Here is a 14,276-nt window from a genome sequence, read left to right on the forward strand (position 1 = left end):
AATTAAATTTGTTTTTCTTTAGTTATTCGTTTTGATTTTGGTTTTACTTTTTTCAGTTCATCGTCAAAAAGCATTCTGACTGATGGTGTATAATCGTCATCATACTGTCCGTTTTTAACTGCCCATATGAAGGCAACAAAAAAACAAACGGCAACGATGATGCTAATAGAGATTAATAAATAAATGACACTCATACCTTAATTTGTGTTAACAAAGTTACTATTGCGAATCCTCAATAAACATGATATTTATCATACCTTACTCTTCAATTTTATTTTAAATTTTTGCTGTAAAAATTGCTCATTATCGTTACGAAACTTACAATTGTTATTGTGCTCAACGGCATGATTATAGCGGCAACTAATGGAAGAAGATTACCAGTTAAAGCATAGGTTAAACCAATAATGTTGTAGAGAATTGATAGTCCAAAACTCATTTTTATCGTTGTGATTGCCTTTTTTGATAGTTTTAAAAAATAGTTCAGTTTTTGAAATTGGCTTGCATCTAAAATGGCATCACAAGCGGGAGAAAAGACATTTACATTTTCAGAAATAGAAATCCCAATATTACTTTGTGCTAATGCTCCAGCATCATTTAATCCGTCGCCAACCATCATTACATTTTCGCCTTTTTCTTGAAGTTTTTTTATGAACTCTAATTTTTGCTCTGGCTTTTGATTAAAAACCAATTCAGTATTTTTAGGTAATAATTTCTCCAAAATAGGTCGTTCACCTTCATTATCGCCTGATAAAACTTTTATTTGATAATTGGAACTTAAGTGATTAAATAATTCTGACAATCCTTTTCGATATTCATTGTTGAAAATGAATTTCCCATAATATTCCTCGTCGATTTTTATATGAACCGTTGTTTGCTGTATTGAAGTTTCTTCCGTCTTTTTAACAAAATTTGAAGAGCCAACTTGAATTTTATGATTATCAATGTTTGCTTCAATTCCTTTTCCTGTGATTTCATTAAAATGGGAAATTTTCATTTTTTTAGCATCGGGAAGAAAATCATATAACATTCTGCTTAATGGATGATTGGATGCTTGTAGACTATTTTTTAAAATGCCTAATTGTATTGTCGAAAGTGACTTTCCTTCATAGGTAATATTTGATTTTTTATTGGTAGTTATTGTTCCCGTTTTATCAAAAACTATTGTCGTTACTTTTGCTAATTGCTCAATAACTAGCGCGTTTTTTAGATAAAATTTCTTTTTTCCTAAAATTCTTAAAACGTTACCAAAAGTGAATGGAGCAGTCAATGCCAATGCACATGGACAAGCAACAATTAAAACTGCAGTAAAGACATTGAATGCAGTATTTAAATCAATAAATATCCAATAGCCAAAACCTAAAAACGAAATGATTAATAGAATAGGAGTGAAGTAGCGACTAACTTTATCTGTTATCGTTTTGTGTTTTTGTTCAACTTTTTTTTGAAAAACATCGTTGCTCCAAAGTTGGGTTAAATAGCTTTGTGAAACAGTATGTAAAACATCCATTTCTATGGCTTTTCCAATTTGTTTTCCACCAGCAAAAACTTTGTCTCCCGATTTTTTTGTGATTGGAATAGCTTCACCGGTAACAAAACTGTAATCTATAGCTGCTTTTTCAGTAATTAAAATTCCGTCAACAGGAATGAGTTCCTGATTGCGAATCAATAATCTGTCACCTTTTTGAATATCATAAATTGGAATACTTTCCTCTACTGTGTCTTTAATTCTTGTAATTGCAATTGGGAAATACGATTTAAAATCTCTTTCAAAGCTTAGGAAACTGTATGTTTTTATTTGAAACATTTTGCCTAAAAGCATGAAGAAAATCAATCCAGTTAGACTATCAAAAAATCCTGAACCATAATCCATCACAATATCAAAAGTACTTCGTATAAAAAATATTATGATTCCTAAAGCAATTGGAATATCAATATTCAACATTCCAGATTTAATGCTTTTATAGGCAGAAACATAGTAGATATTTGCGGAATAAAAAAAACTTGGAAGCGATAAAGCAAAAATTAACCATCTAAAAAATCCTTTGTAATGTTCCAGCCAATATTCTCCGACTTCAAAATATTCAGGAAAGGACAATAACATTATGTTTCCAAAAGAAAAGAAAGCCACACCAAGTCGATAGGTTAAACTTCTATCATGGTTAATTTTGCCACTTTCATAATTCTCTAAACTGATGTATGGTTCATATCCAATGGAACTTAATAAATTAACAATTGCTTTTAAATTGGTTTTTGTTGGATTGAAAGTAACTCGTACTGTTTTTTCAGGAAAATTAACCTGAGAGGAAATTATTCCTTCTTGAAGACGTTGTAGATTTTCCAAAATCCAAATGCACGAACTGCAATGAATATGAGGAATATTAAGTGAAACAATAGCGGTTGTGTCTTCTTTAAATTCAAGGAGTTTTGAAACAATGCTTTCATTTTCTAAAAAATCATATTTTCCTTTTATATCTTGTGGTGTTGCTCCAGGTGAGTTTTCGAAATCATAGTAACAAGTCATATCATTGAGAGCAAAAATCTCGTAGACAGTTTTACAACCACTACAGCAGAATTTTTTCTCGTCAAAAATAATTTCGTCTTCTTTTACAATATCTAAACCACAATGGAAACAATTTGGTGTGTCCATAACTTTACTCATTTTACCTGGAGCAAAGGTTGGTTAAAGCTTTTACAAGAAATATGATTTTTATCATATAAAAGTGTAATTTTGCTCGAACGAAATCTTTTGTTATGAGTAAATGCGAACAATGTATTGTTAGACAGTTTAGTTCTTTAAAGGCTTTAGGTAAGGAAGAGCTTTTAAAGATGGCGAATTGTAAAACATCGTATACCATAAAAAAAGGTGAACCTATTTTTGAAGAAGGAGAAACATTAAAAGGTGTTTTTTGTATAAAAGATGGTGTTGGAAAATTATCAAAACTAAGTTCAAATGGTAAAGACCAAATTGTAAAATTGGTAAAATCTGGTGAGTTACTTGGTCAACGTTCCATGATTAGTGAAGAGTCTGCCAATTTGAGTGCTATTGCTCTGAATGATATGGAAGTTTGCTTCATTCCTAGAAAAGAAATACTTGGATTTTTTGACAAAAACAATGAGTTTTCTATGAATGTAATGAAAACCATTTGTGGCGATTTAAAAGAAGCTGACGATCATATGGTTTCGATGGCACAAAAATCAGTAAAGTCACGATTGGCAGAAACATTGATTTATCTCGAAGATACTTTTGGAAAAAACGATGATGGTTCGTTATATCTTCAACTTTCTAGAGAAGAAATAGCTGGTTTGATCGGTACGGCAACTGAGAGTTGTATTCGATTATTATCGGATTATAAAAAAGAAGGTCTTATAGAGTTAGTTGGAAAAAAAATTATAATTCTGAAAAGAAATGAATTGATTAAATTATCAAATTAAAAAAAAAGGCTCAACCAGTAAGTTGAGCCTTTTTTTATCCTAAGAATTTTTTATAAATCTCTATTAATCCAGAATACCATTCTATTTTTTCATAATAAAAATCGATAGCAATTAAATTGTTCTTTTTTCTAATTACACAATTTCCAGTGACACTTGCTTCATTTCCAGAAATAGTATATTTTTTATTAGTTTCTAATTTGTTCTCAGCATACAATGAATATACTTTTCTTGCTATTTCTTCTCTAATGGTCATTTTTGCATTGAAAGTACTAATAATAACAACATCCTTTGAAGACTTAGCTATTAATTCCATTCCGTTTTGACCAAAACTATAAGTTTCAATCTTTTTTTTCTCTTGAGCAAAAGCGATTTGAGTTAGCAATAGTATGCTAAGAATTAATTTCTTCATTAGTAGGAGTTTGATTTTTGACATTGCAATAATATAAAATAATGTTCAACTTTATTTAATAATGAAACAATTAATTTATCAAAAACCCTACTTTTTTTCTTAAAAGGTGTTTTTAATCGATATTTTTTTATGATTAAACGTTATAAAATCAAGCTTTGCATTATTTGGTAAGAATTATTTTTAAAAATCATAAAAAATAAAATCCGCTATAATTACTTACAGCGGATTTACCTTGAACCAATAATTTCTCTTTCTATTAATAATAAGTATAGCGTCTTACTTTTGCTATATATTTTGCCAAGCGAATGACTTGATGACTATAACCATATTCGTTGTCATACCAAACATACATTACGATGCTTTTTCCATCGGGAGAAACAATCGTAGCATTACTATCATAAATTGATGGTTGTGCCGTTCCAACAATATCGGATGAAACCAATTCGTTGTTTAGTGAATACCTGATTTGCTCTACAAGATTGCCTTCTAAAGCATATTTTTTCATAATTGTATTTACTTCTTCTAAAGAAGTTTCTTGTCCAACTTCTAAATTCAAAACTACTAATGAACCGTTAGGAACTGGAACACGAATAGCATTTGAAGTTAATTTTCCTGCCAAACTCGGCAATGCTTTTGCGACAGCACTTCCAGCGCCAGTTTCGGTTATAACCATATTTAATGCAGCTGAACGACCACGACGGTATTTTTTGTGCATATTGTCAACCAAATTTTGGTCGTTAGTATAAGCATGAATGGTTTCGATATGACCTTTAACTACGCCAAGCGTTTCTTCAATTACTGCAAGAACTGGAGTAATTGCATTGGTTGTACAAGAAGCGGCAGAAAATATAGAAACGTCATCTGGATTAAAATCATCGTGATTTACACCATAAACAATATTTGGAACGCCTTTTCCTGGCGCAGTCAATAAAACTTTATCAACACCTTTTGAAACCAAATGACGTTTAAGCGCTTCTTCAGTAGTGAAAACACCAGTGTTGTCGATAACCAACGCATCTTCAATTCCATATTGTGTATAATCAATTTCTTCTGGAGCATTAGCTGTGATGATATGAACAGTTGTACCATTGATAATCAAAGCGCTATTTTCAACATCTGCAGAAACCGAACCTTGAAAATCACCATGAACAGAATCGTAGCGTAATAATGAAGCTCTTTTTTCTAAAAGTACGGCATCGTTTTTATCTCTTGTTACAATAGCTCTAAGACGAAGTTGTTGACCTTTCCCAATTTTGCTCATCATTTCACGAGCTAATAATCGACCAATTCTTCCAAAACCATACAATACAACATCTTTTGGTTTTAGGTTATTGAAGTCTTTTGCGTTTCTTAATTTATCGATAACAAAAGCTTTGCTATCGTTGTATTTATTGTCTTCTAGATGGTATTCGTAAGTTAATTTTCCAATATCAATTCGTGATGGTGGTAAATCTAAATTTTGAATCGCTCTTGCAATTTCAACTGAATCGAAAATATTGATAGGTTTGTTTACAAATTCGCCAGCATATTCATGAAAGTTAATAATATCGCTAACGTTTCTATCAATTAATTGATTTCTAAAAAGAACTAATTCAATGGATTTGTCATACCATAAATCGCTGATGATTTTAATTAGTTCAACGCCAGCCTTTCTTCGGTCTGCTTGAAAGGATAATTCTTTTTCGTATGAATTGTGATTACTCATAAAAAGATAAGTTTTAGTTGTGTGAATTAAATTTTGGCGCAAAAATAGTATAATCAAGTTACTAACGAAAACGATTTCGTAAAAATTTTTAAATAAAAAAAACCAACCCACGAATGGATTGTTTTTTCCAACCTTTTATACTAACTTTTATTGAATTATAATTTGCATCACTTGACCTAATCGATTAATCATTTGAATGTTGACGCTTTTATCTTCGCCTTTTCTGTTTAAGAAAGCGGAAACTGTTTCAACATCAGTTGCTTTTTGATTGTCAACTTTTAGAATAATATTTCCTTTTAACTGGTCATAATACGGTTTCAAAGCATCACTAGTTACATCTTTGATTTTAACACCATAGTCAATTCGGTATTTCTTTTTGTCAGAAGCTTCAATATCTTCCAATTCTAAACCTTTAAACTCGGTATTAATCAATTCTTTTTTGACTAAAGTAACTGGAACAACTTTTATTTTTCCATCGCGAACAAACGTAACTTGTACTTTATCATCTGGTCGTTTTGAATTAATGTAACCTGAAAGCTCAGCATAAGAACTCACTTTTTGGTTATCTAATTTTTTGATAATGTCACCCGTTTTTAAACCTGCTTTTTCAGCTCCTGAATTTTTAGTCACTTTTTCAACATAAAATCCTTCGGTATCGTCGATGCCAATTTCTTGTGAAACTTTACTGTTCAATTCGCCACCTTCAACTCCTAGAATTCCTCGTTGAACGTTTCCGAATTCCATTAAATCCTCAATAATTTTTCTAGTGATATTTGATGGAACAGCAAATGAATAACCAGCATAACTTCCTGTTGGTGAAGAAATCATGGTGTTAATTCCAATCAACTCACCACGAGTGTTGACCAATGCACCACCCGAATTTCCTGGATTCACAGCAGCGTCGGTTTGAATAAACGATTGAATTCCGCGTGTGTCAAGATTTCTGGCTTTCGCCGAAACAATTCCGGCAGTTACAGTTGAATTCAAGTTATAAGGATTTCCAACCGCCAAAACCCATTCGCCAACTTTTACCGCATCAGAATCGGCAAAAGCAGAATAAGGCAATTTTTCGTCGGCATCAATTTTTAACAGCGCAATATCCATTTTTGAATCAGTTCCAATGAGTTTTGCTTTGTATGATTTGTTGTTATTTAAAGTTACTTCCAGTTCGGTTGCGTCTTTAATCACGTGATTATTAGTTACGATATATCCATCTTCCGAAATGATTACTCCTGAACCAGTTCCAACTTGTTCTTGTTGTTGTCCGCCGCGAGTACCATAAAAATATTCTAAAATCGGATTGTAAACGGTTCTAACAGAAACATTTTTTACGTGAACTACTGAATGTACAGCATTTTCTGCTGCTGAGGTAAAATCGACAGTTTCTCCGTTCAAACCAACAGTTCGTCCAAATGAATTTGAGGAAGTTGTAACAATTGAATTTCGATTGTCTTTTTCAATAAATAATTTGTACGCACCAAGTGTGGTCGCGCCACTTAATAAAGAAACTAAAAATAAACTTGATAACTGTTTCATTGTCTATAACATTTAAATTATTTGAAGTAAAATTATAATTTTAACAATTTCGACAAATATCTTTTAACGCTCGTTTAACAGAGTTTAACTTCTCTTTAATATTTATATCTTTGTGGGTATGAAAGTCAAATTTTATAAATATCAGGGAACTGGAAACGATTTTGTTATGATTGATAATCGTCAAAATATTTTTCCCAAAAATGATACCAAACTCATAGAAAAACTTTGCGATAGACGTTTTGGCATTGGTGCTGACGGATTGATTTTATTAGAAAATGACAATTCGACAGATTTTAAAATGGTTTATTACAATTCTGATGGAAACGAAAGCTCAATGTGTGGCAATGGTGGACGATGTTTGGTTGCTTTTGCCAAAAAAATGAACGTGATTAACAACGAAACTACTTTTATAGCAACGGATGGTTTGCATCACGCTACCATTTCTGAAAACGGAATTGTTTCGCTACAAATGAAAGATGTTGACCAAGTAAATATTCACACAGATTATGTTTTTTTAAATACAGGTTCGCCTCATCATGTAACTTTGATTGACGATTTAGAACATTTTGATGTGGCAACTAATGGAGCCAAAATTCGTTATAGCGATTTGTATGGAAAAGCGGGTAGTAATGTTAATTTTGTAAAACAAATGGATGTACAAGATTCAAAGCAGTCTAATCATTTTGCAGTTCGAACCTATGAACGTGGAGTTGAAGATGAAACTTTGTCATGCGGAACTGGCGTAGCAGCTGTTGCTATTGCTATGAATGCAATAGGAAAAACAATAGCAAACAAAATCGAATTGGATGTTCAAGGCGGAAAACTTGAAGTTTCATTTGAAAAAAACAATGGAGTATACACAAATGTGCATTTAATTGGTCCAGCGACTTTTGTTTTTGAAGGCGAAATAGAGTTATAATTACGAATTAGAAATTACGAATTATGAAATCTGAAAATATAATCCAAACAAAGAGTTATGGTTTTGCTTTAAGAATAATAAAAGTATATAAATATTTAAGTCAAGAGAAAAAAGAATTTATCTTGTCAAAACAATTATTACGAAGTGGAACTTCTATTGGAGCTAATATTGAGGAATCAATTGGCGGACAATCGAAAGCAGATTTTTTTGCTAAACTGACAATTGCTTATAAAGAAACCAGAGAATCAAAATATTGGATTAGACTTTTACGAGATTCAGAATATCTTACAGTTGATCAAGCAGAAGATTTATTAAAAGATGTAGAAGAACTTTTGAAAATTATTGGTTCTATTCAAAAGACAGTTCGTAATTCGTAATTTAAAATTCGTAATTCCCATGACACTTAAAGGACAAACTATTTTTTTACGTGCGCTCGAACCCGAAGATTTGGAGTTTGTATATGCTATTGAAAACGATGAAACTATTTGGGAAGTTAGCAATACGCAAACGCCATATAGCAAATTCCTTATTCGTCAATACCTAGAAAATGCGCACCAAGATATTTATGAAGCGAAACAACTTCGTCTAGCCATTTGTAAAAATCAAACTTCGGAAGCTATTGGTTTGATTGATTTATTTGATTTTGATGCCAAAAATAAACGTGCTGGCGTTGGAATTATTATTCAAAATGAAGCCAATCGAAATTCAGGTTTTGGTAAAGAAGCACTTTCATTAGTGATAGCGTATTCGTTCAAACAATTGCAATTACATCAATTATATGCCAATATTCAAGCAGAAAATACAGCCAGTATTTCACTTTTTACTACATTTGGGTTTCAAAAAATAGGAACAAAAAAAGATTGGAATTTGCACAATGGGAAATTCTCTGACGAAGCATTATTTCAATTAATCAATCAAAAATAAATCAACAATAATGCAAAAATCAAAAATCATCAAAGTCATAATCGGACTTTTTTTAGTAGCCGTTTTGGCTGTTTTTTTTCTTTTTTTTACTAACAATACACAACTAGAAAAAGAAGAGTTTTTTGTTGAAATTCCAACAGGTTCAAACTATGACGATGCCAAAAAATTACTTTCGCCTTATGTAAAAAGCATGAGTAGTTTTGAAATCATGGCAAAACTTCGTTCCTATCCAGACAATGTAAAACCAGGACGATTTTTATTGAAAAAAGGCATGAATACCTTTCAGATAGTTGGCGCAATGCGAAGAAATGTTCCAGTAGATTTAGCTTTCAACAACCAAGAACGATTGGAAAATCTTTGCGAACGATTAAGTTCTCAAATTGAACCTGATACTACAAAATTATTGGCAGCGTTTAGAGATACAACTTTTTTACAAAAAAATGGCTTTTCAAACGAAACTGTTTTTTCCATGTTTTTACCTAACACGTATCAAGTGTATTGGAACATTTCGGCAGAAAAATTCAGAGATAAAATGCTCGAAGAATACAATAAATTTTGGAATAAAGAACGAATTACTAAAGCCACAGCGCTTAATTTAACTCCAGTTCAAGTCACAACTTTAGCTTCGATTGTGCAAAAGGAATCTGCCAAAAAGAGTGAACGACCAACCGTTGCAGGTGTTTATTTGAATAGATTAGCAAAAGAAATGCCTTTGCAAGCTGATCCAACGGTAATTTATGCTTTAAAATTAAGAGACAACGATTTTGACCAAGTAATTAAACGCGTTTTGTATAATGACTTATTTATTGCTTCGCCTTACAATACGTATCAAAATACAGGTTTACCTCCAGGACCAATTGCAATGCCAGATGTGGATGCTATCGATGCGGTTTTAAATGCCGAAAAACACGATTATATCTATTTTTGTGCTAGTGTGGAAAAATTTGGATATCACGTTTTTGCCGCTTCGTATGAAGATCATCAAGTAAATGCAAAAAAATATGCCGATTGGCTGAACGCTCAAGGAACGAAACGATAGTTTTGAAAATTAGAAACATTTTATTTTTTCTTTTTTTTATTGGTTTTTGCTTCAAAGCGAAAGCCCAAAATAACTTCGACAATTTTTTCAAACCATCCGATAGTTTAAATAAACAACGATTAAATACCGTCATCGTTTCTGAAGCGATAGTTGGCTCGGCGACTTTGATTGCATTAAATCAAGCTTGGTATGCTGATTATCCGCGTTCTGATTTTCATTTTATTAACGACAATGCCGAATGGTTGCAAATGGACAAAGCTGGACACGTTTTTTCAGCGTATCATTTGGGAAGTTTTGGTTCAAACGCTTTGAAATGGTCTGGTGCAGACAAAAAATCCCAATTGCTTTATGGTTCAACATTGGGATTAACGTTTTTAACTGCGGTTGAGGTTTTTGATGGATTTTCGGCAAATTGGGGTGCATCGCTTGGTGATGTTGCTGCCAATGTTTCGGGAACGGCATTATTTGTTTCACAAGAAATGCTTTGGGAAGAACAACGAATTGTACCGAAGTTTTCCTTTCACACAACGCCTTATGCATCCGCAAGACCAAATGTTTTAGGAAGTTCATTGCCGGAACAAATTCTAAAAGACTATAATGGTCAAACGTATTGGTTGTCAGCAAATATTCATTCGTTTTTTAAATCATCAAAAACAATTCCTAAATGGTTAAACGTTGCTGTTGGTTATGGTGCTGAAGGTATGATTACAGGAAAAGACGAGTTTGTCAATACCGTTTTTCTTCCTACCGATGAAAGATACCGTCAATTTTACTTGAGTTTGGATATCGATTTGACCAAAATTGAAACAAAATCGCATTTTGTTAAGACAATTTTAACAGTTTTTAACACCATCAAAATCCCTGCTCCAACGTTTGAAATCAACGGTTTAGGCGGAACTAAATTTCACTTCTTGTATTTTTAAGTATCTGATATTCAGATTTGTATTTTTTAGTTGTATCTTTGCACCAGAAATTTCATGTCGGTGACAGCGCTTGAGAAATAACATTTGATGATAAAAAAGAGTATTTATTACACTTCAATCCTACTTATAATTGCTATAGTTAGCTCAGGTTTTAAACCTTACAATTCTCAAATCTCAGAATGGCTTCGTATGGAAGATAGCGCATCGTTACGCTACATTTTCCCTTCACAAAAGAATGATGATTATGTCAATCTAAATGTTCCTTTTGTGGGTAAGTTTTTTATTGGCTTTAAAGAAGCGCTTGCTTTTAAGGAGTCGCAAGGAAAATACAATAAAGTAAACACTTTAGGTTATCTAGGAAAATACCAATTTGGGCTAGAAACACTCAAAACCATCGGAGTTGAAGATAGTTTGCATTTTATGAGTAATCCTAGATTACAAGAAAAAGCATTTGTTACTTTACTTTCCAAGAATAAATATGAATTAGCGGATTATATCTCAAAATTCAACGGAAAAGTAGTTGATGGTGTTAAAATCACTGAATCCGGAATTCTTGCTGCTGCTCATCTTGGCGGTGTAGGTTCTGTGAAAAAGTTTTTGAATTCCAATGGCGAACGAGCCAAAAAAGATGCTTACGGAACTTCCGTTAGAACGTATCTAAGAGATTTTGGCGGTTATGAAACCAAAGGAATTGAAGCGGTTAAAAACGCAAAAGTGAAATAATCACATTTTATGAATTATAAAAATAGTAGGTCGGTTGTGTAAATCGACCTTTATTTTTTTCCAATCAGCCACTCGAAAGGTTTTGATGTATTCTGTTGGTAAAGTGATGTCTGTAGCAATGCACAAATGGGTGTTGGGTTGCAAGATTTGCACTAAATCTTCTAACAATTTGTTGTTTCTATATGGCGTTTCAATAAAAATTTGCGATTGATTTTTGGAATTTGATAGATTTTCAAAACTTTTTAATGCCGATTTTTTTTCGCCTTTATCAATAGGTAAATAACCATTGAAGGCAAAACTTTGTCCATTCATTCCGCTTGCCATCATTGCCAATAGGATAGAAGATGGACCAACTAGAGGAATAACTTGAATGCCATTTTCATGCGCCAATTTTACAATTACTGCACCAGGATCAGCTACGCCTGGACAACCAGCTTCGCTCATCAAACCAATATTTTGCCCATTTGAACAAGGAGTTATCATCGATTTTAACTCGGAAGATTCAGTTCTTTTGTTGAGTAATGAAATTCGTAAACTGGATTGTATTTTTTCGGGATGAACTGATTTTATAAATTTTCTTGCTGTTTTTTCATTCTCAACAATATAATCATCTATAAAATCAATTGCTCTTTTGACGGTATGAGGTAAAACGTCTTCAGGATTCATTTCTCCTAAAGTTGTTGGAATTAAATACAGCTTTCCTTTTATTATTGTGGAATTCATAAGTGCTTATCTTTTAATTTTTTAGCAAGAATGTCACACGTTTCGTCGAGCATATTGTAAACCATATCAAATCCGTTTTGCAAACCATAATAAGGATCGGGAACATCTACATTTTCTTTTGGAAATAATTGATTTAAAATTAAATCCACTTTATTTTTTTGTTCTTCTGTTTTGGCTAATTTAATTACATCTTTATAATTATCATTGTCCATAACGAAGATATAATCAAACTCTTCAAAATCGTTAGTCGAAAATTGTCTAGCTTTTTGGTTTGAAATATCCAAACCATTTTTATAAGCTGTGTCAATGGAACGCTTGTCTGGTTGTTTCCCAACATGATAATTTCCTGTTCCAGCAGAGTCTACAAAAAAAGTATCGGAAGGAAGCTTAGAAGATAAAAGTCCTTCTGCCAAAGGCGAACGACAAATGTTTCCTAAACATACCATTAGAATTTTTACTGACATAATCTGAATAAAAAAAGCGAGTAAAACTCGCTATTATAAGGATAGTTTTTTATGTATGTCTTCTACAAATTTTTTGAATTGTTTGTCTGTAGAAACTAAATTATCAACTGTTTTGCAGGCGTGAAGCACTGTTGCATGATCTCTATCTCCAATTTGTGAACCAATATTTGCCAAGGATGCTTTAGTAAATTTCTTCGCAAAAAACATTGCTAACTGTCTGGCTTGAACCACATGACGTTTTCTTGTTTTTGATTGTAAAGTATCAATGTCAAGTTGGAAATAATCGGAAACCACTTTTTGAATGTAGTCGATTGAGATTTCTCTTTTTACGTTTTTAACGAATTTCTCAACAACGTTTTTAGCTAAATCTAGTGTTACTTCTTTTTTATTAAAAGAAGACTGCGCAATTAAAGAAATTATCGCACCTTCCAGTTCACGAACGTTTGATTTGATATTTCTTGCTACATACTCAATTATTTCATCAGGCATTTCAACGCCATCACGATACAAGATGTTTTTCAAAATTGAAATTCTTGTTTCATAATCGGGTTGGTGTAATTCAGCAGATAAACCCCATTTAAAACGCGACAATAAACGTTGTTCAATGTCTTGCATGTCAACTGGTGCTTTGTCTGAAGTAAGAATTACTTGTTTGCCATTTTGATGTAAGTAATTGAAAATGTGGAAAAATACATCTTGAGTTCCTGATTTTCCTGAAAGGAATTGGACATCATCAATGATTAAAACGTCAATTAATTGATAGAAATGAATGAAATCGTTTCGGTTATTTTTCTTCACCGAATCGATGTATTGTTGTGTAAATACTTCGGCAGAAATGTATAAAACGGTTTTTTCTGGATATTTGTCTTTGATTTCCACACCAATAGCATGCGCTAGATGGGTTTTTCCTAAACCAACACCACCAAAAATTAAAAGTGGATTGAATGAAGTTCCACCAGGTTTATTGGCAACTGCCATACCAGCAGAACGTGCTAAACGGTTAGAATCTCCTTCAAGGAAATTATCAAAACTATAGTTTGGATTTAGTTGCGATTCAATTTTTAAATTTCTAATTCCTGGAATTACAAAAGGATTTTTAAGTTCAGGATTTAGATTTTTATATGGTGCATCAACATCTTGTGATTTGATCGGACTTCTGTGTGCGCTTGGTAATTGTTCTGTAAAAGGTTGTTTGTTGCCATAAGTGTTCTCCATTTTGATTTTATAGAGTAACTTTGCATTTTTACCAAGTTCTTTAGTTAACGCAACTTTTAATAATTTCACATAGTGTTCTTCTAGCCATTCATAGAAAAATTTGCTAGGCACTTGAATGTATAGAGCATTATCAGTAAGTTCGACTGATTTAATCGGTTCAAACCAAGTTTTGTAAGCTTGCTCTTGAATATTGTCTTTAATAAATTCTAGACAGTTTTCCCATACCGATTGCGCAGTTTTGTTCATATTGCTCTTATAATTATT

The 14,276-nt window shown here is 32.3% G+C and carries 15 protein-coding genes; 7 read left to right on the plus strand and 8 right to left on the minus strand.

Annotated elements, in window-relative coordinates; all coding sequences use genetic code 11:
* Positions 1-2: 2 nt before the first annotated feature.
* Together ccoS and BC748_RS00580 are read right to left on the minus strand one after the other, a co-directional pair.
* Entirely contained in the window at positions 3-194 is a 192-nt protein-coding gene (ccoS, locus tag BC748_RS00575; protein ID WP_133531518.1) for a cbb3-type cytochrome oxidase assembly protein CcoS, read from the minus strand.
* 77 nt (positions 195-271) lie between these two features.
* Positions 272-2,647, minus strand: a complete 2,376-nt coding sequence (locus tag BC748_RS00580; protein WP_133531519.1) for a heavy metal translocating P-type ATPase — start codon at positions 2,645-2,647, stop codon at positions 272-274.
* 104 nt (positions 2,648-2,751) lie between these two features.
* Here BC748_RS00580 and BC748_RS00585 point away from each other — a divergent pair, with 104 nt between their 5' ends.
* Positions 2,752-3,432 carry a Crp/Fnr family transcriptional regulator gene (locus BC748_RS00585; RefSeq protein WP_133531520.1) on the plus strand — a complete coding sequence of 227 codons (681 nt, stop codon included), beginning with the start codon at positions 2,752-2,754 and terminating at the stop codon, positions 3,430-3,432.
* A 34-nt stretch (positions 3,433-3,466) separates the two neighbouring features.
* Here the strand turns inward: BC748_RS00585 and BC748_RS00590 are convergent, their stop codons facing one another.
* The 3 genes from BC748_RS00590 to BC748_RS00600 form a co-directional block, all read right to left on the minus strand.
* Positions 3,467-3,841, minus strand: coding sequence for a hypothetical protein (locus BC748_RS00590; protein WP_133531521.1), 375 nt, complete (start codon positions 3,839-3,841; stop codon positions 3,467-3,469).
* A gap of 256 nt (positions 3,842-4,097) precedes the next feature.
* Positions 4,098-5,546, minus strand: coding sequence for a glyceraldehyde-3-phosphate dehydrogenase (locus BC748_RS00595; RefSeq protein ID WP_133531522.1), 1,449 nt, complete (start codon positions 5,544-5,546; stop codon positions 4,098-4,100).
* Positions 5,547-5,693: 147 nt separating this feature from the next.
* Positions 5,694-7,082, minus strand: a complete 1,389-nt coding sequence (locus BC748_RS00600) for a trypsin-like peptidase domain-containing protein (protein ID WP_133531523.1) — start codon at positions 7,080-7,082, stop codon at positions 5,694-5,696.
* Positions 7,083-7,200: 118 nt separating this feature from the next.
* Here BC748_RS00600 and dapF point away from each other — a divergent pair, with 118 nt between their 5' ends.
* From dapF to BC748_RS00630, 6 genes are all read left to right on the plus strand, one after another.
* Positions 7,201-8,001: a diaminopimelate epimerase gene (gene dapF, locus BC748_RS00605; protein WP_133531524.1), complete on the plus strand. Its 801-nt coding sequence runs from the start codon at positions 7,201-7,203 to the stop codon at positions 7,999-8,001.
* Positions 8,002-8,024: 23 nt separating this feature from the next.
* A complete protein-coding gene (locus tag BC748_RS00610) occupies positions 8,025-8,378 on the plus strand; it encodes a four helix bundle protein (RefSeq protein WP_133531525.1) in 354 nt (117 codons plus the stop codon).
* A 19-nt stretch (positions 8,379-8,397) separates the two neighbouring features.
* The gene (locus BC748_RS00615; protein WP_133531526.1) at positions 8,398-8,925 is read left to right on the plus strand and encodes a GNAT family N-acetyltransferase; all 528 of its coding nucleotides are present in this window, start codon (positions 8,398-8,400) and stop codon (positions 8,923-8,925) included.
* Between the two features lie 10 nt (positions 8,926-8,935).
* Positions 8,936-9,964: an endolytic transglycosylase MltG gene (gene mltG, locus BC748_RS00620; RefSeq protein WP_133531527.1), complete on the plus strand. Its 1,029-nt coding sequence runs from the start codon at positions 8,936-8,938 to the stop codon at positions 9,962-9,964.
* Positions 9,965-9,966: 2 nt separating this feature from the next.
* Positions 9,967-10,887: a DUF2279 domain-containing protein gene (locus tag BC748_RS00625; protein WP_133531528.1), complete on the plus strand. Its 921-nt coding sequence runs from the start codon at positions 9,967-9,969 to the stop codon at positions 10,885-10,887.
* Between the two features lie 87 nt (positions 10,888-10,974).
* Positions 10,975-11,610, plus strand: coding sequence for a peptidoglycan-binding protein LysM (locus BC748_RS00630; RefSeq protein WP_133531529.1), 636 nt, complete (start codon positions 10,975-10,977; stop codon positions 11,608-11,610).
* Here the strand turns inward: BC748_RS00630 and BC748_RS00635 are convergent, their stop codons facing one another.
* From BC748_RS00635 to dnaA, 3 genes are read right to left on the minus strand one after another with little or no spacing between them, the layout of a single operon-like run.
* Entirely contained in the window at positions 11,611-12,333 is a 723-nt protein-coding gene (locus BC748_RS00635; protein ID WP_133531530.1) for an SAM-dependent methyltransferase, read from the minus strand. It abuts the gene before it with no gap.
* Positions 12,330-12,797, minus strand: coding sequence for a low molecular weight protein-tyrosine-phosphatase (locus BC748_RS00640; RefSeq protein WP_133531531.1), 468 nt, complete (start codon positions 12,795-12,797; stop codon positions 12,330-12,332). The genes BC748_RS00635 and BC748_RS00640 overlap by 4 nt, the downstream gene beginning before the upstream one ends.
* Before the next feature lie 33 nt (positions 12,798-12,830).
* Positions 12,831-14,258, minus strand: a complete 1,428-nt coding sequence (dnaA, locus tag BC748_RS00645) for a chromosomal replication initiator protein DnaA (RefSeq protein ID WP_133531532.1) — start codon at positions 14,256-14,258, stop codon at positions 12,831-12,833.
* Positions 14,259-14,276 lie beyond the last annotated feature (18 nt).

Source organism: Flavobacterium dankookense (assembly GCF_004362665.1).
In the GTDB taxonomy this organism is placed as follows: domain Bacteria; phylum Bacteroidota; class Bacteroidia; order Flavobacteriales; family Flavobacteriaceae; genus Flavobacterium; species Flavobacterium dankookense.